The sequence below is a fragment of the Enterobacter quasiroggenkampii genome (assembly GCF_043972695.1).
GTDB lineage: Bacteria > Pseudomonadota > Gammaproteobacteria > Enterobacterales > Enterobacteriaceae > Enterobacter > Enterobacter quasiroggenkampii.
The window spans coordinates 1020676-1044540 of record NZ_CP143745.1 but is presented as its reverse complement, the minus strand read 5'-3'; the positions used below and the strand labels follow the sequence as shown (position 1 = coordinate 1044540).

Annotated in this window: 23 protein-coding genes and 2 tRNA genes; 2 read left to right on the top strand and 23 right to left on the bottom strand. The window is 54.3% G+C overall.

Annotated features, from left to right (window positions below):
• The first annotated feature begins 4 nt into the window (after nt 1-4).
• On the top strand, nt 5-1279 hold the full coding sequence (locus tag V1572_RS04985) for an MFS transporter (protein ID WP_395299745.1): 1275 nt from the start codon (nt 5-7) through the stop codon (nt 1277-1279).
• A 33-nt stretch (nt 1280-1312) separates the two neighbouring features.
• Here V1572_RS04985 and V1572_RS04980 read toward each other — a convergent pair whose 3' ends face one another.
• The 21 genes from V1572_RS04980 to nnr form a co-directional block, all read right to left on the bottom strand.
• Nucleotides 1313-2476: a glutathionylspermidine synthase family protein gene (locus V1572_RS04980; RefSeq protein WP_252077659.1), complete on the bottom strand. Its 1164-nt coding sequence runs from the start codon at nt 2474-2476 to the stop codon at nt 1313-1315.
• Between the two features lie 2 nt (nt 2477-2478).
• The gene (locus V1572_RS04975) at nt 2479-3093 is read right to left on the bottom strand and encodes a DUF1190 domain-containing protein (RefSeq protein WP_395299744.1); all 615 of its coding nucleotides are present in this window, start codon (nt 3091-3093) and stop codon (nt 2479-2481) included.
• 9 nt (nt 3094-3102) lie between these two features.
• Nucleotides 3103-3495, bottom strand: a complete 393-nt coding sequence (locus V1572_RS04970) for a DUF350 domain-containing protein (protein ID WP_126534157.1) — start codon at nt 3493-3495, stop codon at nt 3103-3105.
• Nucleotides 3496-3514: 19 nt separating this feature from the next.
• On the bottom strand, nt 3515-4168 hold the full coding sequence (locus V1572_RS04965; RefSeq protein ID WP_252077661.1) for a DUF2491 family protein: 654 nt from the start codon (nt 4166-4168) through the stop codon (nt 3515-3517).
• Nucleotides 4149-5234, bottom strand: coding sequence for a potassium channel protein (locus tag V1572_RS04960; RefSeq protein WP_126534155.1), 1086 nt, complete (start codon nt 5232-5234; stop codon nt 4149-4151). The genes V1572_RS04965 and V1572_RS04960 overlap by 20 nt, the downstream gene beginning before the upstream one ends.
• Nucleotides 5234-5932, bottom strand: a complete 699-nt coding sequence (locus V1572_RS04955) for a PspA/IM30 family protein (protein ID WP_223539907.1) — start codon at nt 5930-5932, stop codon at nt 5234-5236. The genes V1572_RS04960 and V1572_RS04955 overlap by 1 nt, the downstream gene beginning before the upstream one ends.
• 15 nt (nt 5933-5947) lie before the next feature.
• Nucleotides 5948-6349 carry a YjfI family protein gene (locus V1572_RS04950; RefSeq protein ID WP_223539906.1) on the bottom strand — a complete coding sequence of 134 codons (402 nt, stop codon included), beginning with the start codon at nt 6347-6349 and terminating at the stop codon, nt 5948-5950.
• A gap of 124 nt (nt 6350-6473) precedes the next feature.
• Entirely contained in the window at nt 6474-7205 is a 732-nt protein-coding gene (rlmB, locus tag V1572_RS04945) for a 23S rRNA (guanosine(2251)-2'-O)-methyltransferase RlmB (RefSeq protein WP_048225287.1), read from the bottom strand.
• A gap of 66 nt (nt 7206-7271) precedes the next feature.
• Nucleotides 7272-9713, bottom strand: a complete 2442-nt coding sequence (gene rnr / locus V1572_RS04940) for a ribonuclease R (protein WP_048027861.1) — start codon at nt 9711-9713, stop codon at nt 7272-7274.
• Nucleotides 9714-9751: 38 nt separating this feature from the next.
• The gene (nsrR, locus tag V1572_RS04935) at nt 9752-10177 is read right to left on the bottom strand and encodes a nitric oxide-sensing transcriptional repressor NsrR (RefSeq protein WP_010427492.1); all 426 of its coding nucleotides are present in this window, start codon (nt 10175-10177) and stop codon (nt 9752-9754) included.
• Between the two features lie 192 nt (nt 10178-10369).
• Entirely contained in the window at nt 10370-11668 is a 1299-nt protein-coding gene (locus V1572_RS04930; RefSeq protein ID WP_006178975.1) for an adenylosuccinate synthase, read from the bottom strand.
• A gap of 104 nt (nt 11669-11772) precedes the next feature.
• The gene (locus tag V1572_RS04925; RefSeq protein WP_003855996.1) at nt 11773-11970 is read right to left on the bottom strand and encodes a DUF2065 domain-containing protein; all 198 of its coding nucleotides are present in this window, start codon (nt 11968-11970) and stop codon (nt 11773-11775) included.
• Nucleotides 11971-12041: 71 nt separating this feature from the next.
• The gene (gene hflC / locus V1572_RS04920) at nt 12042-13046 is read right to left on the bottom strand and encodes a protease modulator HflC (protein WP_008502916.1); all 1005 of its coding nucleotides are present in this window, start codon (nt 13044-13046) and stop codon (nt 12042-12044) included.
• Between the two features lie 2 nt (nt 13047-13048).
• On the bottom strand, nt 13049-14308 hold the full coding sequence (hflK, locus tag V1572_RS04915; RefSeq protein WP_045907965.1) for an FtsH protease activity modulator HflK: 1260 nt from the start codon (nt 14306-14308) through the stop codon (nt 13049-13051).
• Between the two features lie 56 nt (nt 14309-14364).
• Nucleotides 14365-15645, bottom strand: coding sequence for a ribosome rescue GTPase HflX (gene hflX / locus V1572_RS04910; RefSeq protein WP_023310136.1), 1281 nt, complete (start codon nt 15643-15645; stop codon nt 14365-14367).
• Nucleotides 15646-15719: 74 nt separating this feature from the next.
• On the bottom strand, nt 15720-16031 hold the full coding sequence (gene hfq / locus V1572_RS04905; RefSeq protein WP_008502919.1) for an RNA chaperone Hfq: 312 nt from the start codon (nt 16029-16031) through the stop codon (nt 15720-15722).
• Nucleotides 16032-16116: 85 nt separating this feature from the next.
• A complete protein-coding gene (gene miaA, locus V1572_RS04900) occupies nt 16117-17067 on the bottom strand; it encodes a tRNA (adenosine(37)-N6)-dimethylallyltransferase MiaA (protein ID WP_047073328.1) in 951 nt (316 codons plus the stop codon).
• Nucleotides 17060-18904, bottom strand: a complete 1845-nt coding sequence (mutL, locus tag V1572_RS04895) for a DNA mismatch repair endonuclease MutL (protein WP_196365408.1) — start codon at nt 18902-18904, stop codon at nt 17060-17062. The genes miaA and mutL overlap by 8 nt, the downstream gene beginning before the upstream one ends.
• Before the next feature lie 9 nt (nt 18905-18913).
• Nucleotides 18914-20254 carry an N-acetylmuramoyl-L-alanine amidase AmiB gene (gene amiB, locus V1572_RS04890; protein WP_395299743.1) on the bottom strand — a complete coding sequence of 447 codons (1341 nt, stop codon included), beginning with the start codon at nt 20252-20254 and terminating at the stop codon, nt 18914-18916.
• Nucleotides 20255-20270: 16 nt separating this feature from the next.
• Complete coding sequence (gene tsaE / locus V1572_RS04885) at nt 20271-20732, bottom strand: tRNA (adenosine(37)-N6)-threonylcarbamoyltransferase complex ATPase subunit type 1 TsaE (RefSeq protein ID WP_013095283.1); 462 nt, start codon at nt 20730-20732, stop codon at nt 20271-20273.
• Nucleotides 20725-22248 carry a bifunctional ADP-dependent NAD(P)H-hydrate dehydratase/NAD(P)H-hydrate epimerase gene (nnr, locus tag V1572_RS04880; RefSeq protein ID WP_048225271.1) on the bottom strand — a complete coding sequence of 508 codons (1524 nt, stop codon included), beginning with the start codon at nt 22246-22248 and terminating at the stop codon, nt 20725-20727. Before nnr ends, tsaE begins: the two co-directional genes overlap by 8 nt.
• Here nnr and queG point away from each other — a divergent pair.
• Complete coding sequence (queG, locus tag V1572_RS04875; protein ID WP_395299742.1) at nt 22247-23386, top strand: tRNA epoxyqueuosine(34) reductase QueG; 1140 nt, start codon at nt 22247-22249, stop codon at nt 23384-23386. The two genes, nnr and queG, sit on opposite strands and share 2 nt — an antisense overlap.
• A gap of 270 nt (nt 23387-23656) precedes the next feature.
• Here queG and V1572_RS04870 read toward each other — a convergent pair.
• Together V1572_RS04870 and V1572_RS04865 are read right to left on the bottom strand one after the other, a co-directional pair.
• Nucleotides 23657-23732 (bottom strand) — tRNA-Gly (locus V1572_RS04870).
• Between the two features lie 36 nt (nt 23733-23768).
• A tRNA-Gly gene (locus V1572_RS04865) sits at nt 23769-23844 on the bottom strand.
• Between the last annotated feature and the right edge of the window lie 21 nt (nt 23845-23865).

Below are 23865 nucleotides of genomic sequence, written 5' to 3'. Positions count from 1 at the left end.
CGTTATGCAACCAGATGCGCACAAGCGAGCATTAATTGCCGGCTCCATTGGTAACTTTATCGAGTGGTATGAGTTTGCGGTCTACGGTTTTCTGGCGACCGTCATTGCGAAGAACTTCTTCCAGCTTGAAGGGGAAGCTGGGCTTACCAGCCTGATCCTCACCTACGCCTCATTCGCCATCGCCTTCTTCTTCCGTCCGCTGGGTGCGGTGGTGTTTGGACGCATCGGCGACCGAATTGGCCGTAAGCCGACGCTCATTATTGTGCTGGTGCTCATGACGCTGGCCACAGCCGCCATCGGCATTGTGCCGGTCTACGCCAGTATCGGGATTGCCGCACCGCTGATCGTTACGCTGCTTCGCATCCTGCAGGGGCTGTTCGCGGGCGGCGAGTACGGCGGTGCGGTCTCGCTGATGACGGAGTTTGCTCCGCGCGGCAAGCGTGGCCTGTACGGCGCGTGGCAGTCCTTTACCGTAGCGCTGGGGCTGTTAGCGGGTGCAGGCATCGTGGCGCTGCTCTCTGCCCTCCTCACGCCTGAGGCCCTGCACGACTGGGGCTGGCGCATTCCTTTCTTCCTGGCGCTGCCCATGGGCGTTGTTGCGCTGTGGCTTCGTGTCAGTATGGAAGAGACACCCAGCTTTGTGCAGCAGCAGGATAAACCGGTTGTCGCTCAGGCGGATACTGCCGCCACGCTCCGGGCCATCATGATGGGGATTGGCCGCGTGATGGTCTGGTCTGCGGCGGGGTACACCTACCTGGTGATTATGCCGACCTATCTGCAGTCGGCGCTGCACACCGGGTTTAACCAGGCGCTGCTGATCGCGGTGATCTCGAACGTTGGGTTTGCGCTGACCATCATTCCGTCGGGGATCCTGAGCGATAGGATCGGGCGTCGCACGGTGATGATTATCGCCACCGCGCTGCTGCTGATCCTCGCCCTGCCGCTGCTGAAACTTCTGCAGGCGGAGTCCAGCACGCTGGCGGTGAAAGCGATAGTGGTATTGATTGCGGGCGGTCTGGTGGGCATGCTGGCAGGGCCCGGCCCGGCGATGCTCTCTGAGATGTTCCCGACGCGCGTACGCTATACCGGGCTGGGGCTGGCCTACTCGTTATCGAACGCGATTTTCTCAGGCTGTGCGGGGTTAATTATTACCGGGCTGATTAAGCAGACGGGTAACCTGGATATTCCGGCGTACTACGTGATGGCAACGGCGGTGGTGAGTATTTTCGCGCTGATGACGCTGAGGAAGGATGACCATTTACGGTCTCTGGAGGAGTGAGCCTCAGAGCTGGGGTTTTCACCCCAGCTTAAATTAACCCGCTATATAGTGCGGGATAAAACGCGAAGTATCTTTCGTGATCAACGATCCGTCTTCACGAATACCGATTCCCGCAGGTTCATCATCAATCACCCAACTTCCTATCAAGGTATAGCTGTTGCCAAAACGCGGTAACGCCTGGAAACCCTGATAAATCATAGGTTCGTTTGCATAATCCCCTGCTTCACTCTCAATGATATTGCGCTGTGCGTCGAAAATAGTCACATTTCCCCCTTCCCGCGAAAACAAGGGCTTACGAACTATCGGAACGCCTTTTGGAATCGACGTTAACTCATTTTCAAACCACGCAGGAAGAAGGTTGGGATGGCCCGTAAAAAAGCGCCACAAGAGGGGCAAAATACCCTTATTACTAATGATGCTTTTCCAGAGCGGCTCCAGCCACTGTTCTCTTCTGGCGCAGAGAAGTGGACCATTTTCATCACGCATCATCCACTCCAGAGGATAGAGCTTAAACGCACGACGGATCACGTTATCGTCAATGTCTGTTAAAAATCCGCCGGTGCCCAGGCCAATATCATCCATATAGATAAAGCGGGTGTTCAGCCCGGCCTGGACGGCACAATCCTCCAGATAAAGAAGCGTGCCGCGATCCTCCTCACTCTCTTTGCAGCAGCAGAAGTAAAGTGGAATATCTGTAGCTAATTCTTCAAAGCGAGCAACAAGCTTATCCTGAATGGAATTAAACTGATCGGCGTCTCGCGGAATGAACCCGGAGCGACGAGCGTCCTCCATCCATTGCCACTGAAAGTAGGCTGACTCATACAAGGACGTCGGCGTGTCGGCATTGTATTCCAGCAGTTTGACGCTACCTTCTTCAGTCCAGACAAAGTCCATACGGCCATACAGTGAAGGATCCTGGCTGTGCCAGCTTTCCGCAATGGCATCCCAGTAAAGTGGCGGGATGGCTAACTGCGTCATCAGTTCTTCACTTTTTACCGCACGATCCACCACATCCAGACACATTTGATGGAGTTCAGCCGTGGGTTTTTCTATTCTTTCTTCAATTTGCTGTAACGTAAAACGGTAGGCACGGCTTTCATCCCAGTAAATTTCATCGTCGATGATATGAAAATGAAAACCATGGTCGTGGGCAATTTTGTCCAGCCCCGGACGAACAGGAACGTCATGACGTAACATAATTATCCCCCCCAACTTCCACGAGCACTGGATGAGCGCCCATATCCACCACGAGAAATTGTTGATACGCGCTTTGTTGTATAGCCCATTTGACTACTGGCCTGCTTACCGGAGCGCCAGACATAGGATGAAGAGCTTCGCCACACAGGACGGGAAGAGTAAAATGAACCTCCGCTTGTATACCTGTATCCTTCATCAGCGTCTTCTCTGACTTTTTTATTAAGTAAGAATCCTGACAGAACCGGTATCCAGCTATTTTCGATATTGTCGTAATAGCAGTTCTCGAATTGACGTATACAGTCTTCCCTGGACATATTTTTCGGCATATCTGCTTCAAATTTAGCTTTCGCATTGTTCCATGCATCGCTGCAAACCTGAGCACTATTGCCATCGTCAATGCACGCTTGCGGCGATGCGTAAAACACGCCATCACCGTCATTATCATCAGCCGAACTATCGCACCCCTTCAGGGCGATAAATGCAGCTCCGCCCATAATTGCCAGCGTCAAATACTTCCCGCTTTTGCGCTTTGAGGGCGAAGAGCGGAACGCTGCATTTTGGCTACCTAATGCAGATTGAATCGGATTAGACTTCCGTGTTTTTTTCTTTTTAGCCATGTTCATTTATTACCATGTCATGCAGGCAGCATTTAAGATTCCGCCAGCCAGTGCTGCCATCCCCATAAATAAACCTGCGGCGTAGTGGCGGTTAACGATTTTTTCACTGATGTTCGGCATATAAATGCGTACGCAGCCATACACCAGTAACTGCACGACTAGCGCAACGCATCCCCATATCAGGTAATCCGGCATGCTAACCGAGTTTACGGCAGCGCTGGACAGAGGAATCACATACCCCAATAGCGTGCCACTGAATGCTGCTGCCGCCGCCAGGTTATTTTCTTTAATCAGTATCCATTCATCATGTGACGTTATTCTTGAGTAGATGAATAAGAATATGACGGTCATCGCCAGACCGGTTAAGAAGTAAGAAAGAAAAGCAAATAATGAACCCAGCATGGTTTACATCCCCAGAAATTTAACCAACAATATTTAGCGAAGTGAGTGGAATATCCACACCTACGGCATACGAAAAGATCCACTCTGGCTCGCTATTATCACAAAATGTCTCTTCGCCAGTTAGCAAAAGGTACTCATACAGATCGGCAGTCGCCTCCCTATGATATGCCATCATGAAATTATGCACATCCCATTTTTCGTTCTGGTTATTTTCAACGTGTTCCAGCAGGTAAACCGGTTCAACGTTCCCCACCTCATTCTCGTTAAATATTCTTTTCCAGTCTCGTTCATTCCATTGCAGACTGGGCCTGCCAATTAAAGCGGCACCAATCTCTTTTTGCCATTGTTTCTCCGAAGTAATACCAAAGCTATCCTGATAAATAAAAAGCTTAATATCATCAATATTTTCCCTTTCCATACCACCAGTAGTATTTATCTGCAAAAACTCATCACCAGAAGTGTAATAACGATAAATACGACAACCTGCGCCAACTTCAATCACGCTGCTCGCTGCAATGGTATATTCCTCTTCTGGTATTTGAGTCAAAAAACGGGCGGAAAGTCGAAATGTCAGCGTATCAAGTGTAAACGCCGCACGTTGATGTAATCCCAATGGGCCACGCATCACTGGCTGACCTGTTTTATTAAATAAATTAAAAAATAAGTTCCGCATGACTTTTCCCTATGTTCTGCCAGCACACCTCATTCGACGAAATGCGACTATTGCCGATTAAATGCAACCACATTCCTCCTCTAACCTCTGTGGAGATCACAGGGTTAAGCTCCATACCACGACCATTTTTACAGTGGCTAATCCCCAGCACCGTCGCATCATGTTGCAGTTTCATGTAATGCATTAACGCACCATAAGGTATACAGGAAACCGATGTGGGTACCATCAGCGCGTAACCTGTATCACCCAGCATCGGGTTCATGATTGATGCTACGGATTGTGAAGAGCCAGGATCCTGGATCGAACGGGAAAGCTGTTCGGCTGAAAGATTGCGAACAATCTCTATTGTCGGACAATGGGTCTCCAGTAAGCTTGCGTAGCGTTCATCCTCAAGATAAGCAACGATATGGCAATGCGCTGGCGCATCATTTACCAGCGAGAGTGTGGCCGTAAAGGTTTGTTCATCGGAGCTGGCAAAAATGACTACACATGAACAATTTACTAACCCCATCCGTTTTTGCTCTTTCGGATCGCTGTAGTTACTTACTTTGAGAAAATCGACATATAAATTATCGGATAAAGGATGCGCTATATCCTGGTGCTCACACAACACTACGCGACTAAATACCCGCTGCTCATCATAAAGCAGCAATGAGATCATTTTCTCTGTCTGATGACCACGCCAGCCAATCACCAAAACATGATTACGTAGAGAATGAAAATTGCCCATTCCTGCTATTCCTTTAGCTAATAATCCCTGCACCAATGCAATGATTTTGCCCATCAGCGCGCCGAAAAGGCCAACGCCAATAGGGATTTGCCAGAGAGCTGTGAACAACTTCCCTGCTTCGCTCTGAGGACTCAAATCGCCAAAGCCAATCGTCGCCCCAACCACTGAGCTGTAATAAACAAAATCACTTATCCGGCCAACGAGGGTCGTCTCTCCCAACCAACGAAAGACAATAAAGCAAAGCAAATAATGCCCGGCAAACAAGCACAGCAGCGCTGTCCAGGTAAGCCGGAATAAATGTTGCCTGCAAACATTCACGACCCAGGAGAGAAACATTACGGAGCCGGCGTAAGTTTTAACCGTTCAAGAACCGCCTGTGCGGAGCTTGTTCCTGAGGTACCCACGCCTGCCTGCGCGAGTTTCTCTTCAAGCTCACGTCCATCAGCCACTTTTTCCAGTTGCGCTGCCGCATCAAGTCTGGCCTGACGTTCAGCCTGACGCGTCTGAAGTCTTTTTAAAGACTCTGCGGCCGTCGTTACGTTCGATGTTGCTCCGACCGTTGACGTCGTTACGGCCTGTTGCGCCCGCTGCATGGCTTCCGTGGCTTTAACAACCTCGAGCTGCTGTTCAAACTGATTAATACGTTGTGATGTAATAGCTACGGCTTTTTCAATATTATTTCTTGAGGTTTCAAGAGAGTCCAAAACCTGTGCTTCACGAGTAATGGTATTCTCAAGTCGGGCGATTTCTTCTGCAACCTCGTTTAGCAGCGCAGCATCAATATTCTTGCTCATTCCTTCTATCGCTCGTGACTCAAGGTATTGCTTCCGCTCCCGCAACTCGGAAAGCTTGTCATTACTGAGCTTCACCCGGGCAAGCAGATCAACCCGGGATTTGCCTGCTTTATCAAGCTCAGCTTTTGCATCCCGGATGTGCTGCTCCAGCATCCGAACGCCCTGCGCTTCTTCTATCGCTTCATCGGCCTGATTGAGTAGTGATTTACCCAGTGTAAAAAGATTCTTCAAGATGCCCATACCTTTCCCTACCTGTTAATTTATAAATTCTTGTGTAAGCTCAGCCAAATCCAGCGCATTCTCCGCAAGGGTTGTGATTTCCAGAATAATATCCTCAAGAGAAGAACTTACGGATAAGGCACCAAAAGCGACATAATATTCATCATGTTGAATTTGCGAAATTCCAACAGAAGATAAGGGAAGCATTTTTTGATTACGTAATAAGAAGAGATTGAAGTCAGCCTGGCGCTTAATGTCATTAACAGGACATATATAGGTTTCAATGATAACTTGCTGGGATGTAATAAAAATACTTAATGGCAAATCGCCATATTCATTCATTTTTATAATAAGTACATCATTGTTATTTTTTAAATCAATATAAATATCGCGCCGGCGTGACAATTCATCGGCAAGCGATGAGAGAGACCATCTCATAATTTCATCCATGTGTTAGTTTTAAAGATATTTATAAAAGCCGGTATCATTTCGGCCATTATATTACCAGCCAGGGCATAAAAAAAGCCACCCGAAGTGGGTGGCTTTTTTTATAGTTTACTCATTAGCTACGCTGACGCACCGCTTCAAACAGGCAGATGCCCGTCGCAACAGACACGTTCAGGGAGGACACGCTGCCTGCCATCGGGATGCTGATCAGCTCGTCGCAGTGCTCGCGGGTCAGACGACGCATGCCTTCACCTTCCGCCCCCATCACCAGCGCCAGACGGCCGGTCATTTTGCTCTGGTACAGTGTATGATCCGCTTCACCGGCGGTACCGACGATCCAGATGTTCTCTTCCTGCAGTAGACGCATGGTGCGCGCCAGGTTGGTCACGCGGATCAGCGGAACGTTTTCCGCCGCGCCGCAGGCCACTTTCTTCGCCGTCGCGTTCAGCTGCGCGGAGCGATCTTTCGGCACGATCACCGCATGCACGCCCGCCGCATCCGCGCTGCGCAGACACGCGCCGAGGTTATGCGGATCGGTGACGCCATCGAGGATCAGGAAGAACGGATTCTCCAGCCCAGCGATCAGATCCGGCAGATCGTTTTCCTGATACTGACGGCCCGGCTTCACGCGGGCAATAATGCCCTGGTGCACCGCCCCGTCACTTTTTTCATCCAGGAACTGGCGGTTCGCCAGCTGGATCACCACGCCCTGCGCTTCCAGAGCGTGGATCAGCGGCATCAGACGTTTGTCTTCACGCCCTTTCAGAATAAACACTTCCTGAAAACGCTCCGGTGCGCGCTCGAGAAGGGCCTGCACCGCGTGGATGCCGTAAATCATTTCACTCATTGATGGTTCTCGTAATAAGTATTTCCCCTCTCCCGGTTGGGGAGAGGGTCAGGGTGAGGGGAGAATTTACTCCGCCTGCTTTTTCTTAGCCGCGCGCTTCGCTTTGGTGGCGGCCGCTATTTTCTGTGTCTTCGCGGAAGGTTTCTTCGCGGAACGGGCTTCTTTCTTCGCCGCCTTCGGCTTCTGCTTCTTCTCACCGCGGAACGCGCTGTCCGGCTCGAAGTTCACCTTCTTACCGGCCTGACGGCGCTTGCCGCTCGTTTTGCCATTTCCGCCTTTTTTCGCTCTTTCGCGCTCGGTTTTACCGACGTTACGCGGGGCGCGCTCGCTGGAGATCAGGCTGAAGTCGATTTTACGGTCGTCCATATTCACGGCCTCAACCTTCACTTCCACGCGGTCGCCCAGACGATAGGTCTGGCCGCCAGATTCGCCGATCAGACGCTGGCCGACCTGGTCGAAGCGGTAGTAGTCGTTATCCAGGCTGGAGACGTGCACCAGACCGTCGATAAAAAGCTCGTCCAGACGAACGAAGAAGCCAAAGCCGGTCACGCTGGCAATCACGCCTTTGAAGACATTGCCGACCTGGTCCAGCATAAAGTCACACTTCAGCCAGTCCGCCACGTCGCGGGTGGCTTCATCGGCACGGCGTTCGGTCATGGAGCAGTGCTGACCCAGCTGCAGCATCTCTTCCATCGAATAGTGATAGCCACCGGTTTCGGTGGTGTTCCCTTTATGTCCCTGCTCCTGTGCCAGCAGATACTTGATCGCACGGTGCAGAGAGAGGTCAGGATAACGACGGATCGGCGACGTAAAGTGGGCGTAAGACTGCAACGCCAGGCCGAAGTGACCGCGGTTTTCCGGATCGTAAATCGCCTGCTTCATTGAGCGCAGCAGCATCGTCTGCAGCATTTCTGCATCAGGACGATCGCTAATGGATTCCAGCAGCTCGGCGTAATCGCGCGGCTCTGGCTTGTTGCCGCCCGGCAGCTCCAGGCCCAGTTCGGCCAGCACGGAGCGGAACGCGGTGATGGCTTCCGTCGACGGTTTATCGTGAATACGGAACAGCGCCGGTTCTTTGGCTTTCTCAACGAAGCGTGCCGCCGAGATGTTCGCCAGAATCATACACTCTTCGATCAGCTTGTGCGCATCGTTACGCTGGGTCTGTTCGATACGCTCAATGCGGCGCTCGGCGTTGAAGATAAACTTCGCCTCTTCGCTCTCAAAGGAGATCCCGCCGCGCTCTTCGCGCGCCTGATCCAGCGTTTTGTAGAGGTTATGCAGCTCTTCGATGTGTTTGACCAGCGGCGCGTACTGTTCGCGCAGATCCTGGTCGCCCTGCAGCATATGCCAGACCTTGGTATAGGTCAGACGCGCATGCGAGCTCATCACCGCTTCGTAGAACTTGTAGCCGGTTAAGCGCCCTTTGTTGGAGATGGTCATCTCGCACACCATACAGAGGCGGTCAACCTGCGGGTTCAGGGAGCACAGACCGTTAGAGAGCACTTCCGGCAGCATCGGTACAACCTGCGACGGGAAGTAGACCGAGGTACCGCGGCTGCGCGCTTCGTTATCCAGCGGGGTGTGCGGACGAACATAGTAGCTTACGTCTGCAATCGCTACCCACAGACGCCAGCCGCCACCGCGTTTTTTCTCGCAGTAGACGGCGTCATCGAAGTCGCGAGCGTCTTCACCGTCGATCGTGACCAGCGGCAGGGAGCGGAGATCCACGCGGCCCACTTTGGATTCTTCCGGCACTTCTTCACGCAGGCTTTCGATCTGCTCTTCAACCGCTTTCGGCCAGATGTACGGAATTTCGTGGGTGCGCAGCGCCATATCAACGGCCATGCCGGTGCCCATATTATCGCCCAGCACTTCGACGATTTTACCTACCGCTTTGGTGCGACGGGTTGGGCGCTGGGTGAGTTCCACCACCACCACAAAGCCCATGCGGGCACCCATCACCTCTTCAGGTGGGATCAGGATGTCGAAGCTCAGACGGCTGTCGTCCGGCACCACGAACCCCACGCCCGCGTCGGTAAAGTAGCGGCCGACAATCTGGCTGGTTTTTGGCACCAGCACGCGCACGACGCGCGCTTCGCGGCGACCTTTACGGTCGGCGCCCAGCGGCTGCGCCAGAATTTGGTCGCCGTGGATGCACATTTTCATCTGTTCAGATGAGAGATACAGATCGTCTTTACGGCCTTCCACGCGCAGGAAGCCGAAGCCATCGCGGTGACCAATAACGGTCCCTTTCAGCAGATCGAGGCGTTCTGGCAGCGCGTAGCACTGGCGGCGGGTAAAGACCAGTTGCCCGTCACGCTCCATCGCGCGCAGGCGGCGGCGAAGGGCTTCAATTTGCTCTTCACCTTCAATGTTTAATTCAACAGCAAGTTCTTCACGATTGGCGGGTTTTTCGCGTTTTGTTAAGTGTTCAATGATGAACTCGCGGCTGGGGATAGGATTCGCGTATTTTTCGGCTTCGCGTTCCTGGAAAGGATCGTGTGACATGTCGGTTCCTCCGTTGTCAGCTCCGGTGGAAATTTTCTTCATTCCACCAGCAATAATTTATAAAGCGGTTGATTCTCTTCAACCAAATCGGCCAGCGTGTAGTTATCCAGTTCCATGAGAAAACTTTGCACGGCCTTAGAAAGCGCCTGTTTCAGGCGGCAAGCGGGCGTGATGTGGCAGAACTCGCTGCTGCAGTTCACCAGAGAGAGCGGCTCCAGTTCACGTACCACATCGCCAACACGAATACTCTGTGCCGGTTTACCAAGACGGATCCCACCATTCTTCCCGCGGACGGCAGCAACGTATCCGGCACGACTAAGTTGATTGATTATTTTGACCATATGATTACGGGATACGCCGTAGACCTCTGTGACTTCAGAGATACTGGTCATTTTCCCATCGGGTAACGACGCCATGTAGATCAGCGCGCGTAAGCCGTAATCGGTGAAACTTGTTAACTGCACATCAACCTCAGGAAAAAGGGAAATCGCGGACAAACCGCAGAGATATTCATTAATGATGATAAACCAGCCAGATAGTTAGCGGCTAATTTATTTGACAGACGGGGCGAAAAAGCGGAGATCCAGGAGCGGTCGCCGGATGGCGCTACGCTTATCCGGCCTACGGGTCTCCCCGCAGGCCAGCAGTCACGAAGATTATGCGTCGAACGGGTCGCGCAGGATCATCGTTTCAGTACGATCCGGGCCGGTAGAAATAATATCGATCGGCACTTCGGTCAGTTCTTCAATACGCTTGATGTAATCCAGCGCCGCCTGCGGCAGGCCGCTACGCTCTTTCACACCGAAAGTGGTCTCAGACCAGCCCGGCATGGTTTCGTAGATTGGCTCAATGCCTTCCCAGTCGTCAGCAGCCAGCGGAGTGGTGGTCACTTCGCGGCCATCTGGCATACGGTAGCCTACGCAGATTTTCACTTCTTTCAGGCCGTCCAGTACGTCCAGCTTGGTCAGGCAGAAGCCAGACAGGGAGTTGATCTGCACTGCACGACGCACGGCAACCGCATCCAGCCAGCCGGTACGACGACGACGACCGGTGGTCGCGCCAAACTCGTTACCCTGCTTGCACAGGAACTCGCCGGTTTCATCAAACAGTTCGGTCGGGAATGGACCCGCACCCACGCGAGTGGAGTACGCTTTGATGATACCCAGAACGTAATCCACATAACGTGGACCCAGGCCAGAGCCGGTCGCCACGCCACCCGCGGTGGTGTTAGAGGAGGTTACGTACGGATAGGTACCGTGGTCGATGTCCAGCAGCGTACCCTGCGCACCTTCGAACATGACGAAATCGCCACGCTTGCGCGCCTGGTCCAGCAGATCGGACACATCAACAACCATACCGGTCAGAATGTCTGCAATCGCCATGACGTCATCCAGCACTTTCTGGTAGTCAACAGCGTCAGCTTTGTAGAAGTTCACCAGCTGGAAGTTGTGATATTCCATCACTTCTTTCAGCTTTTCAGCGAAGGTCGCTTTGTCGAAGAGATCGCCCACGCGCAGACCGCGACGTGCAACTTTATCTTCGTAAGCTGGGCCGATACCACGACCGGTGGTGCCGATCGCTTTCGCGCCACGCGCTTTTTCACGCGCAACGTCCAGCGCCACGTGATAATCCAGGATCAGCGGGCAGGCTTCGGAGAGCAGCAGACGCTCACGAACAGGGATACCACGGTCTTCCAGACCTTTCATCTCTTTCATCAGCGCCGCTGGAGACAGCACAACGCCGTTACCGATGATGCTGGTGACGTTTTCGCGAAGAATGCCTGATGGAATAAGATGGAGGACGGTTTTTTCACCGTTGATTACGAGAGTATGGCCTGCGTTGTGACCGCCCTGGTAGCGCACAACATATTTAGCCCGTTCAGTCAGAAGATCAACAATCTTCCCTTTACCTTCGTCACCCCATTGGGTGCCCAGTACGACGACGTTGTTACCCATTTTTTTCAAAATCACCGTTTGCTTAAAAATGGATTCTACCATCGCTTTTTCAGATATACAGCACTTTTTGACCTCAAAATACGCCGATTGCGCCTACTTTTTGATCAGCCAATCGTTTTCCTCAACATGTAGTAGATCACGATGCCCGCAACCACAAGACCGCCGCCAAAACGACGTAAAATATTATCCGGCAGTTGGCTCATGGTGGCGATCATTCGACGCCAGGCGCGTGGATAGAGCATCGGTCCCAGACCTTCCAGCACCAGGACCAGGGCCAGCGCGAGCCAGATCGTTGAATTCATTTTTGTTCCTTATAAAAGAAAACCACCGCTCCGTGGGGAGCGGTGGTTTGAATACTCAAACGAGCCTGAGTTTATCGCGTTGCGTTAGTCGGCGTCTTCATATAACGGAAGAAATCGCTGTCCGGGCTGAGCACCATCACATCCTGGTTGCTCTGGAAGCTATTCTCGTAAGCACGCAGGCTACGGATAAAGGCATAGAAGTCAGGATCCTGGCTGAAGGCATCAGCAAACAGTTTCGCGGCTTCCGCATCACCTTCACCGCGCAGGATACGGCCCTGGCGCTCAGATTCCGCCAGCGTCTTGGCCACTTCGTAGTCCGCAGCAGCACGCAGCTTCTCCGCCTCTTCCTGGCCCTGTGAACGGTGACGACGGGCGACCGCTTCACGCTCGGCGCGCATACGGTTGTAAATCGCCTCGGACACTTCCACCGGCAGGTTGATCTGCTTGATACGCACGTCCACCACTTCGATACCCAGCGCAGCCATACTGTTCGGGTTGATCACCGGCACTTTACCGTTGGTTTCTGCCTGAACGCGTTCAGCCGCTTTGGCAATTGCATCGTCAGCTGCTGGCGTTGAAACTTCATCTTCCGTGCCCGCGGTGCCGGAGTTCAGCGCATCGCGAACTTCCAGGGTCAGACGGCCACGGGAGTCGGTCACGATGTCTTTCACATCCAGACGACCAATCTCGGAACGCAGACGGTCAGAGAACTTACGTTTCAGCAGCACTTCCGCCTGAGAAACGTCACCGCCGCCCGTTGCCAGGAAGTAACGGCTGAAATCACTGATGCGCCATTTGATATAGGAATCAACGATCAGGTCTTTCTTCTCTTTGGTCACGAAACGGTCGGCCTGGTTATCCATGGTCTGGATACGCGCATCCAGCGTTTTCACAGACTGAATGAACGGCACCTTGAAGTGCAGGCCCGGTTCGTAAATGACCGGACGTTTGTCGCCATCACGCACGACGCTGCTGAACTGGAACTTGATCCCACGCTCGCCCTCTTTCACCACAAAGATCGAGGTATAAAGCACGACCAGTACGATGACGATGATCGCAATAACTGACTTACGCATCCTTATTCCCCCTGACGCTGGTAGTCGTTACGCTGCGCGTTAGCACGGCGTTGGTCCATAATGTCACCATCGTTCGAAGAAGGCGTTGTGTTCGTGCTGGCGCTGCCCGTTGAGGATGGCGGCAGACGCAGCAGGTTGTTCGCACCGCTGTTATCTTTTGCTGCCGGAGCAGAACCGCCTTTCAGCATCTGATCCAGCGGCAGCACCATCAGGTTTCCGCCTTTACTGTCGTTAACCAACACTTTGCGGGTGTGGCTCAGCACTTTTTCCATGGTCTCGATATAGAGACGCTCACGGGTAATTTCCGGCGCCGCTTTATATTCAGGCAGGATCTTCGCAAAGCGAGCCACTTCACCCTGTGCTTCCAGGATGGTCTGGGTCTTATACGCACGCGCTTCTTCCAGAATACGCTGCGCCTGACCGTTAGCACGCGGCTGAACTTCGTTGGTATAGGCTTCTGCTTCACGAATGTACTGCTGTTCGTTTTCACGTGCAGCAATCGCATCGTCAAAGGCCGCTTTTACCTCTTCCGGCGGACGGGCAGCCTGGAAGTTGACGTCCAGCAGGGTAATACCCATGTTGTACGGACGAATGGTCTCTTCCAGCTCACGCTGGGTATCGCTACGAATAACGGTACGACCTTCGGTCAGAATGCGGTCCATGGTGTATTTACCGATCACACCACGCAGGGCGCTGTCGGTCGCCTGACGCAGGCTGTCATCGGCACTGGTCACGCTAAACAGATAACGCTCAGGATCGGTTACGCGGTACTGCACGTTCATCTCAACGCGCACGACGTTTTCGTCAGAGGTCAGCATCACGCCAGAGGCGGCCAGTTCACGGACGGATTCCACGTTGACCGCAGTCACGTCGTCAATGAAGGTCGGTTTCCAGTTCAGGCCCGGCTCAACCAGATGGCTGAACTTACCGAAGCGGGTCACCACACCGCGTTCCGCTTCTTTAATGGTGTAGAACCCGGTAGCAGCCCAGATGATTACCACTGCAGCGGCAACAATACCCACTACGCGGCCACCCATTTGCGGGCGCGGCCCCTGGGTGGAATTTCCACCTGAGCCAGAACCTTTACCTCCGCCAAGACCACCAAGCTTTTTGCTCAGCTTGCGGAAGATATCATCCAGATCCGGCGGCCCCTGCTCGCGACCACCTTTGTTGCCATTTCCCCCAGAGTTGCCGCCTTGATTATTGCTGCTTCCCCACGGGTCGCGGTCCTGTCCGTTATTACCGGGCTGATTCCACGCCATGTATATGCTCCATATTTGTTATGCAAGGGCGAATTATTCAGGCATCCCCTTTCTGATCAGACGATATAGTCGACCAGCGCAGGTTCTTGTTTACAGAGGCGACGCCAGTCAACGATCGGCATACGCACCTGCATCCCCACGCTGCCGTCATCCTCCATCCACTCTTTTTCTATCGCCTGAAGCTGATAAAACCGGCTGCGCAGCCTGCCTTCCTGTGGCGGCAGTCGCAGCGTGTGCTGAGCTACCTCACCGGAAAGACGTTCTGTCAAAGCCTGGAAAAGCAGTGGCACACCAATACCGGTCTGGGCAGAAAGCCAGACCCGAATCGGTTTGTTCTCTTCATCTCTGTCGATACGCGGTTCGAAATCGTCCAGCATATCGATCTTGTTCATGACCAACAGCGTGGGAATTTCGTGGGCGTCGATCTCTTCGAGCACCACGTTTACCGCGTCGATGTTCTCCTGCACGCGCACGTCTGCCGCATCAATCACGTGCAGCAGCAGCGTCGCCTGTCGCGTCTCCTGCAGGGTGGCCTTGAATGCCGCCACCAGGTCATGCGGCAGGTGACGGATAAACCCTACGGTATCCGCCAGCACCGTTTCACCGACGTCTGCGACGTCAATACGGCGCAGCGTAGGGTCCAGGGTCGCAAACAGCTGGTCTGCGGCATAAACCTGGGCCTCGGTTATCTGGTTAAACAGGGTGGATTTACCGGCGTTGGTATACCCCACCAGCGACACCGTCGGGATGTCGGCTTTGGTTCGTGCCCGACGCCCCTGCTCACGCTGTTTCTCAACCCTTTCCAGACGTGAGAGGATCTGGGTAATTCGGCCACGCAGCAAACGACGGTCGGTTTCGAGCTGGGTTTCACCCGGGCCGCGCAAACCAATCCCGCCTTTTTGTCTTTCAAGGTGGGTCCAGCCACGCACCAGACGCGTTGCCAGATGGCGCAGCTGCGCCAGCTCAACCTGCAGTTTCCCTTCGTGGGTACGTGCACGCTGAGCAAAAATGTCTAAAATCAATCCCGTGCGATCGATAACACGGCATTCGCAGAGAGCTTCCAGGTTGCGCTCCTGGGCTGGAGACAGCGCATGATCAAACAACACGACTGACGCGCCGGTTGCTTTTACGGCATCCGCAATTTCGACTGCTTTACCTTCACCAACAAAATACTTTGGGTGCGGCGCTTTACGGCTACCGGTAATCACCTGCATTGCTTCGACACCGGCGGAAGAGACCAGAGATTCAAACTCCTGGAGGTCTTCCATATCTTTGTCTTGCGAAAAATAGATGTGTACCAGCACCGCCTGCTCACCGGCATCATAACGGTCAAACAAGCGTAAACCTCTCTAAAAAGATCAGCGGGGAACGCAGGATCCCTGGCTCCCCGTGTGGATAACAGTGCGAAACCTTATTCGGTCTCGTCGCTGTCCTGCGCTGGCGTTGAAGAACCCTGCGCGTTGCTGCCATGATGGTAGTTACTACCTGTACCGCCGCCAGCGTTATTGCTGTGATGAGATACCGGACGGGACGGAACAACAGTAGAAATAGCGTGCTTGTAGACCATCTGACTGACCGTGTTTTTCAACAGAATCACGAACTGATCGAAAGACTCAATCTGACCTTGCAGCTTAATACCATTCACCAAATAAATAGAAACTGGAACACGTTCCCGACGCAATGCGTTCAGGAACGGATCTTGTAAAGATTGCCCCTTAGCCATTCTATCTTTTCCTTATATGCTTGTTTTGTACTTAGAACCTTGCGATTCTGAAAAATTGCGCACGATACGTCTCAATTGTACACATTCAGTGAGCGATATCACCAACAACCTCAATCACGTCGTTTAACGCCTGTTGTGGTTTTTCACTGTCTAACCAGTGAACCCCTTCCCAACCGCGCAACCAGGTGATCTGGCGCTTCGCTAACTGTCTCGTGGCGCAAACACCTCGATAAACCATTTCATCGTATGAAATCTCACCTTCAAGATACGACCACATCTGGCGGTATCCCACACAACGAATGGAAGGCATGTCCGTATGCAAATCTCCACGGGCAAATAACGCCCGCACTTCTGCTTCAAAATCTGAAGCTAACATCTGATGAAAACGCTGCTCAATTCGCTGATGGAGCAGTTCACGGCTCGCCGGGGCGATGGCGAACTGATGCACCTGATACGGCAGAGCGTCTCCTGACGTTTGCGTCAGTTCCGTTAAAGTTTTACCCGAAATGAAAAAAACTTCCAGTGCCCGGGAAAGCCTTTGCGGATCATTTGGATGGATCCGTGCTGCGGCAACCGGATCAATCTCCGCCAGTTGCTGATGCAAAACGTCCCAACCCTGCTCTGCCGCCTGCTGCTCAATTTTCGCTCTTACTTCCGGGTCCGCGGATGGCAGAGGTGATAACCCCTCCAGCAGCGCCTTGAAGTAGAGCATGGTTCCGCCAACCAACAGCGGTATACGCCCCGCCGCCGTTATCTCGGCCATCTCGGCTAAGGCATCCCGGCGAAAATCCGCTGCGGAGTAAGCCTGAGCCGGGTCGAGTATATCCAGCAAACGGTGCGGTGCCGCACGCAGCTCTTCTGCGTCAGGCTTCGCCGTGCCGATGTCCATCCCCCGATAAATGAGGGCGGAGTCGACGCTAATCAACTCTACAGGCAAAACTTTACGCAACTCAATGGCGAGCGCCGTTTTGCCGGAGGCCGTTGGGCCCATTAAAAAAATTGCCTTAGGCAGGCTCGCCTTACTTACATCAATCATGTTTCAGGGCGTTCATCGCCGTTTGTAAATCAACAGGTTGTAATAATCCACCCGGCGGCGTTTTCACCAGATGCGGACAGAGGCGTTCCACCTCCGCCAGCACGCTAATGGCCTGTGCCATGCTCCACGGCGTGTGTTCGCTTGCCAGATGACGGGCGATCCACTGCGCGGTGTTAGCTGCATCAAACGCTGTTTGCTGCGCCAGGTAGCCTATCAGTTCAGGAATCAAGTTTTGTAAATTTTGTTGGCGTAAGGGTAAAGGCACTGCACGAATTGTCACATGTTGCGGTTCGAGCACAGTTTCAATCCCCATCTGCGCCAGCTGCGCCTCAGCGCGCTGCAATACCCTTGTTTCATCAGGGGATATTTTCAGGCGAACCGGAATTAACAGCGGCTGCGCACAGGCGGCATTTTCGCCCGGCGTGAGCTGCACCTGTTTGAGCCAGCGTTCGGCCACCGGCAGTGCCAGAAGCATCAATTTACCGTCACGCTCCAGCAGCGCCATATCCGGCGCGATGATCGTCAGCACACGACCAAAACTCTGGCTGTGGCCGTCCAGAGAAGGCTGAGGCGCCGGAATGGATGTTTTACGCTCCACGGCTGGCGTTTCCAGCAGTTTGCGGTACAACGCGCCCTGCTGCTTTTGATAGCCGGGCTGGGCATTCGGGTAGTTAGCACCCGTTGAACGCGGTGCGCCCCCGGCGGAGGAAAAGCGCGGCGCTTCCGGTTCACGCGCGACGGCGGGCTCCGCAAAATGGTTGCGGCCCGCCGCGACGCGGTTTTCCGGGATTGGGCGTGGCGCCGGTTCTGCGTGTTCCAGCGGCAATGACGTTTCAACCTGCTGCTGCAGCACGCTCAGCACGCCCTGATAGATAAAATCATGCACCAGTCGCGACTGGTGGAATCGCACTTCGTGCTTGGCAGGATGGACGTTCACATCCACCTGATGGGGGTCGATGTCCAGATAAAGCACGAAAGCAGGCTGCTGATCGGCCCCGAGCTTGTCTTCACAGGCCTGGCGAATGGCGTGATTGATGAGACGGTCGCGCATCATGCGGCCGTTGACGTAGCAATACTGGATCTCCGCAAACGCAGCGCTGCTCGCATTCGGATCGGCTACCCAGCCGCGCAGCGCCAGATCGCCGTGCTGCCACTCAATGGCCAGCGCCTGTTCCAGAAACGGGGTCCCGCAAATGGCGCCCAGCCGTCGCTCTTTCTGTCCACCTTCCGCCACCGCGCGATACTGGCGCATCACCTTGCCGTTGTGGCTGAGATTGATGGTGACATCGAAACGCGCCAGCGCGATACGGCGGATGATCTCGTCGATGTGTCCGAATTCGGTCTTCTCGGTACGCATGAACTTGCGTCGGGCGGGGGTGTTGTAGAAGAGATCTAATACTTCAAGCGTCGTGCCGACAGGGTGCGCCGCGGGTTTGACCGTCACATCCATATCGCGCCCTTCGGCGTAAGCCTGCCAGGCTTCCTGCTGTTCGGCGGTACGGGAGGTCAGCGTTAAGCGCGAAACCGAGCTGATACTGGCCAGCGCTTCACCGCGAAAGCCGAGGCTAATAATCGCTTCCAGGTCATCCAGAGAAGCAATTTTACTGGTGGCGTGACGGGCCAGCGCCAGCGCCAGCTCCTCTTTTTTTATGCCACAGCCGTTATCGCGAATGCGGATAAGCTTCGCGCCACCGCGCTCGATATCAATATCAATACGGGTCGCGCCCGCATCGAGGCTGTTTTCCACCAACTCCTTCACGACCGACGCAGGGCGTTCCACCACCTCACCGGCGGCGATTTGGTTCGCAAGCTGCGGCGGCAGAACCTGAATCGGCATGAATTCTCCTTAGTTGGTCGCGGTCATCTCACCCGGCAGCGCTGCGCTGGCCGTCTGGCCTGCGCCACTCTGTGGCGCAGACTGCAGCGGATGGGCATCAAAGTATTTACGCAGACCGTTATAAATCGCTTCGGCAATTTGCTGCTGATAGCTGTCGCTTCCCAGCAGACGCTCTTCACCGTTGTTACTGATAAAGCCCGTCTCTACAAGGATGGACGGGATATCTGGCGAGCGCAGAACGCCGAGGCTGGCATGTTCAGGACGACGCTTATGCAGCACGCCAATACTTTGCAGCTGGTTCAATACGTTAGTGGCGACATCATACCCGACGCGCTGAGAATGACCGAATTGTAAATCCAGCACCGCCTGGCTGAGATACGGATCTGACTGGCTGTTTGCCAGCACATCGCCCGCGCCGCCCAACAGTTCGGACTGCTTCTCATGCTCTTCCAGCCAGTTGGCCATTTCGCTGTTGGCGCGACGGTTCGAGAGTACCCATACCGAGGCGCCGGTCGCGTTACGGTTTGGCGCAGCATCCGCGTGGATGGAGACCAGGAAGTTCGCATTCTGCTTACGTGCAACGTCCGAACGCCCCATCACCGAAATGAAGTAATCCCCGTCGCGGGTCAACACGCCTTTGAACATAGGGTCGTCGTTGAGCAGCGCACGCAGCTTACGGGCAATGGCGATGGTGACATTTTTCTCTTGCGTTCCCCCCGGGCCAATCGCACCCGGGTCCTGTCCACCGTGACCCGCATCGATGGCGATAATCACTTTGTCACCGCTGGTCGCTGCACGGCGCGCACTCGCTGCCGGACGCGTTACCGTATTGCTGCTGGTTGCCGCAGTGATGCGATCGTTCTGCGATTTAAACGGATTACGCGCAGGTTCAGCAGGACGCGGCGTATACACCGGTTCTTCGACGCGTTTCGCAACGACCGGCGGCGGTGGAGGCGGTGGCGGCGCGTCGGCATTGATGGTAAAGACCACCGTATAGTTCGCCCCGTTTTGCTGCTTCACCGCCTTCGTTTTGCCCTTTTCGGTCAGATCGACCACCAGGCGTAACGACTGGCTATCCTGCGGCGTACCCGAACGGATACTTTTCACCAGGTTGTTGCCGCTGAACTGCAGCGGGAGTCCCTGGATCACGCCTGTCTGTTTGATATCCAGCGCCACGCTGTGGCTGTCTGGCTGTGAAAACGCATACTCAGGATCGCCCATAAAGCTGAACGTGATCCGGGCCTGGCTTTCGCCGTTCGAGACCTGAATATCTGAGAGGTTTGCCGCCCCGGCCTGCGCGCACATCAGCACGGTGGCAGCCAACAACCAACCTTTAACGCGATTTATCATCCCGTCATCCCTACGCTTAACCGGCCAGTCGCGCCAGTAAGGAACTGCCTGATGAGGAAACAGCACTGATGCGTGCCTCACGCCCTTGTGCCTGGTAATCTAAGTGAATTTCGACATCCGGGTCAGGCAGCACACCCGCACCTTGTTGCGGCCACTCCACCAGGCAGATGGCATCATTGGCAAAATAATCACGGATCCCCATAAATTCCAGCTCCTCAGGATCCGCAAGGCGGTATAAATCGAAGTGGTACACCATGAGATTTTCAAGGGTGTACGGTTCGACCAGCGTGTAGGTTGGGCTTTTCACATTCCCGTTATGCCCTAACGCCTGCAAAAAACCCCGGCTGAAGGTGGTTTTACCCGCACCTAAATCACCATACAGATAAATGACGGTTGCCCCCTGACAGGCCTGCGCCACGCGCTTGCCGAGTTCTAAAGTGGCTTGTTCATCAGGTAAAGGAATCGCTCGATTAGTCATTTTCTACGTCAATCACATCCGGGTTAACAACACGCCGCAGCGTGCAAAAGAGATCGGTGGCCAGCATACCGCGTGTACCGTAACGCGCAGCCAGTTTATCCGCCGCAACGCCGTGAGCCACGCAGCCCGCGCAGGCTGCATCATAAAGGGGAAGTTTCTGTCCAAGCAATGCGCCGATGATGCCGGAAAGCACATCGCCCATGCCGCCGCTCGCCATGCCCGCATTTCCGGCATCAATAATGCCCTGCGTCTCGTCACAGGCGACAACGGTTCCTGCCCCTTTTAAAACAGCAACACCTCCGTAACGTTTTACCAGACGCTGAGCAGAAAGTAAGCGATCGCTTTCAATTTCTGCCACGCTGCAGTTAAGCAGCCGCGCGGCTTCGCCGGGGTGTGGCGTCAGAATGCGATTGTGACGCTTATCCGGGTTTATTGCCAGAAGGTTAAGCGCGTCAGCATCCCACAGCATCGGTTTGCGAAAATTCTCGACCTTTTGCAGAGCCTGTTTACCCCACGCCTGCTGTCCAAGCCCGGGACCGATCACCACCACATCCGCCCATTCGAGGCTTTCCTCTAACGTCTGAAGCGTAAGCTCATGGACCATCAACTCCGGTCGGGCAGTGATGATTGGCGCAATATTCTCAATGCGAGTGAGCACTCGCACTAATCCGGCGCCGCTGCGCAAAGCCGCTTCACCGGTCATGCGAATCGCACCTGCCGTACCGTGGTCGCCGCCCACAATGACCAGCCTGCCGTGATCGCCCTTATGGGACGTCGGCCGGCGCGGCGGGAGCCATGCAGCAAGCTGCGATGCATCAAAACGCGCGATGCGCATGTCCTGCCCGGCGAGCCAGCTCTCCAGTCCCAGCGCACTGTGATGCAGCACGCCGACGACATCCCGCGCTTTGCCGGTCAGTAACCCCGGCTTGAGGGCGATGAAGGTCACCGTATGTGCCGCCTGAATCACCGCCCCCGGCGTCGCGCCGGTTTGTGCCATCAGTCCAGAGGGAATATCCAGGGCGACTACCGGCGCGGAATGTCTGTTAGCGTGCTCAATAAGCGCAGCAACGTTTTCGCGCGGCGCACTGCGCAGCCCGGTGCCCAGCAGCCCGTCAACAATCAGATCAACATCCTCTGGCCAGACGATATCAGGCGCATGAATCACACCGCCTGCGTTCAGCCATGCCTCCCGCGCCGCGCTGGCCTCTTCCGGCAGCGGTTTATCACTTTCGAGAGCCAGCAAGGTCACGCGGATACCCGCAGCCACCGCGAGACGGGCAACGACGTAGCCATCACCGCCGTTGTTGCCGTGCCCGCACAGAATTAGCCAGTGAGCCGCCTGCGGGAAGGCGCTTCGGGCAACGTCAAACGCCGCCTCACCCGCGCGCAGCATCAGTTCATACAGGGTAATCCCGAGGCTATCTGCGGCCTCTTTTTCGGCGCGCCGGAGGTCATCCGCATGCCAGATGGAATGTGGTATACTTGCGGGGTTTTTCTTCACCGTATGGTCCGTCATGTCACAGCCCCTCGATCTCAATGAATTAGCGCAAAAAATAAAACAGTGGGGTGCTGAGCTTGGCTTCCAGAAGGTGGGCATTACCGATACCGACCTTTCCGCCAGCGAGCCGAAACTGCAGGCCTGGCTGGATAAACAATACCACGGCGAAATGGAGTGGATGGCGCGTCATGGCATGATGCGCGCCCGTCCACACGAGCTTTTGCCGGGCACATTACGCGTCATCAGCGTGCGCATGAATTATCTGCCCGCCAACGCGGCCTTTGCGCGCACGCTAAAAGACCCCTCGCTGGGTTACGTCAGCCGGTACGCCCTGGGACGTGATTACCATAAGCTTCTGCGTAACCGTTTAAAAAAACTCGGGGAAACTATTCAGCAGCACTGTGTTTCGCTGAATTTTAGACCCTTTGTCGATTCCGCGCCTATTCTTGAGCGTCCGATCGCCGAAAAAGCCGGGCTTGGCTGGACAGGTAAGCACTCACTTATCCTTAGCCGCGACGCCGGATCGTTCTTCTTCCTCGGTGAACTGCTGATCGATTTGCCGCTGCCGGTAGACGGCCCGGTAGAGGAAGGCTGTGGCCGCTGCGTGGCCTGTATGACCATCTGCCCTACCGGCGCCATCGTTGAGCCCTACACCGTTGATGCGCGCCGCTGTATCTCCTACCTGACTATCGAACTGGAAGGAGCCATTCCAGAGGAATTCCGACCGCTTATCGGCAACCGCATCTACGGCTGCGATGATTGCCAGCTCATCTGCCCATGGAACCGCTATTCGCAGCTTACTGACGAAGTGGATTTCAGCCCGCGTAAGGCGCTCCATGCCCCGCCGCTCATTGAGCTGTTCGCCTGGTCCGAGGCCTGGTTCCTGAAAGTGACGGAGGGTTCGGCTATTCGCCGTATCGGCCATCTGCGCTGGCTGCGAAATGTCGCCGTCGCGCTGGGGAATGCCCCGTGGGATGAAGCCAATATTCGGGCGCTTGAAAGCCGTCGAGGTGAGCACCCACTTCTTGATGAACACATAGAATGGGCGATTGCGCAGCAGATAGAGAAGCGTAATGCTTGCGTGGTCGAGGTGCAAATACCGAAGAAACAGCGTCTGGTGAGGGTGATTGAGAAAGGGCTTCCGCGGGATGCCTGAACTATTCACAGCCTGTGAATAAAATTACAAACTCAAGCGCCATCTGGGCTGGAGATGAGGTCAAGTGATCTCAATAACATTTTGAAATCAAATTTTATACTTAAAATACAATGTGTTATGAAGATACTATTCACCCTGCTAAGTTTTAACCCTGTTTCGGTTAAGCGCAGTTTCTGTGGATAACTCTGTTCACAAGAGTATTTCAGAGACAATAGAAAACGTCCCCAGCGACGCTTTTCGCTGTGGATATTATAGAAATGAAGAAGAATTTGGAGCGGGAAACGAGACTCGAACTCGCGACCCCGACCTTGGCAAGGTCGTGCTCTACCAACTGAGCTATTCCCGCTTGGGTGGTCCGTGCTGTGGAAGCACTTTCAAATTTTGGAGCGGGAAACGAGACTCGAACTCGCGACCCCGACCTTGGCAAGGTCGTGCTCTACCAACTGAGCTATTCCCGCTTGGGCAGTCTGTGCTGTGAA

Coding starts and splice junctions, on each gene's coding strand:
- V1572_RS04985 (WP_395299745.1), top strand. CDS start 5: ATGCAACCAGATGCGCACAAGCGAGCATTAATTGCCGGCTCCATTGGT.
- V1572_RS04980 (WP_252077659.1), bottom strand. CDS start 2,476: ATGTTACGTCATGACGTTCCTGTTCGTCCGGGGCTGGACAAAATTGCC.
- V1572_RS04975 (WP_395299744.1), bottom strand. CDS start 3,093: ATGGCTAAAAAGAAAAAAACACGGAAGTCTAATCCGATTCAATCTGCA.
- V1572_RS04970 (WP_126534157.1), bottom strand. CDS start 3,495: ATGCTGGGTTCATTATTTGCTTTTCTTTCTTACTTCTTAACCGGTCTG.
- V1572_RS04965 (WP_252077661.1), bottom strand. CDS start 4,168: ATGCGGAACTTATTTTTTAATTTATTTAATAAAACAGGTCAGCCAGTG.
- V1572_RS04960 (WP_126534155.1), bottom strand. CDS start 5,234: ATGTTTCTCTCCTGGGTCGTGAATGTTTGCAGGCAACATTTATTCCGG.
- V1572_RS04955 (WP_223539907.1), bottom strand. CDS start 5,932: ATGGGCATCTTGAAGAATCTTTTTACACTGGGTAAATCACTACTCAAT.
- V1572_RS04950 (WP_223539906.1), bottom strand. CDS start 6,349: ATGAGATGGTCTCTCTCATCGCTTGCCGATGAATTGTCACGCCGGCGC.
- rlmB (WP_048225287.1), bottom strand. CDS start 7,205: ATGAGTGAAATGATTTACGGCATCCACGCGGTGCAGGCCCTTCTCGAG.
- rnr (WP_048027861.1), bottom strand. CDS start 9,713: ATGTCACACGATCCTTTCCAGGAACGCGAAGCCGAAAAATACGCGAAT.
- V1572_RS04930 (WP_006178975.1), bottom strand. CDS start 11,668: ATGGGTAACAACGTCGTCGTACTGGGCACCCAATGGGGTGACGAAGGT.
- V1572_RS04925 (WP_003855996.1), bottom strand. CDS start 11,970: ATGAATTCAACGATCTGGCTCGCGCTGGCCCTGGTCCTGGTGCTGGAA.
- hflC (WP_008502916.1), bottom strand. CDS start 13,046: ATGCGTAAGTCAGTTATTGCGATCATCGTCATCGTACTGGTCGTGCTT.
- hflK (WP_045907965.1), bottom strand. CDS start 14,308: ATGGCGTGGAATCAGCCCGGTAATAACGGACAGGACCGCGACCCGTGG.
- hfq (WP_008502919.1), bottom strand. CDS start 16,031: ATGGCTAAGGGGCAATCTTTACAAGATCCGTTCCTGAACGCATTGCGT.
- miaA (WP_047073328.1), bottom strand. CDS start 17,067: ATGATTGATGTAAGTAAGGCGAGCCTGCCTAAGGCAATTTTTTTAATG.
- mutL (WP_196365408.1), bottom strand. CDS start 18,904: ATGCCGATTCAGGTTCTGCCGCCGCAGCTTGCGAACCAAATCGCCGCC.
- amiB (WP_395299743.1), bottom strand. CDS start 20,254: ATGATAAATCGCGTTAAAGGTTGGTTGTTGGCTGCCACCGTGCTGATG.
- tsaE (WP_013095283.1), bottom strand. CDS start 20,732: ATGACTAATCGAGCGATTCCTTTACCTGATGAACAAGCCACTTTAGAA.
- queG (WP_395299742.1), top strand. CDS start 22,247: ATGTCACAGCCCCTCGATCTCAATGAATTAGCGCAAAAAATAAAACAG.
- nnr (WP_048225271.1), bottom strand. CDS start 22,248: ATGACGGACCATACGGTGAAGAAAAACCCCGCAAGTATACCACATTCC.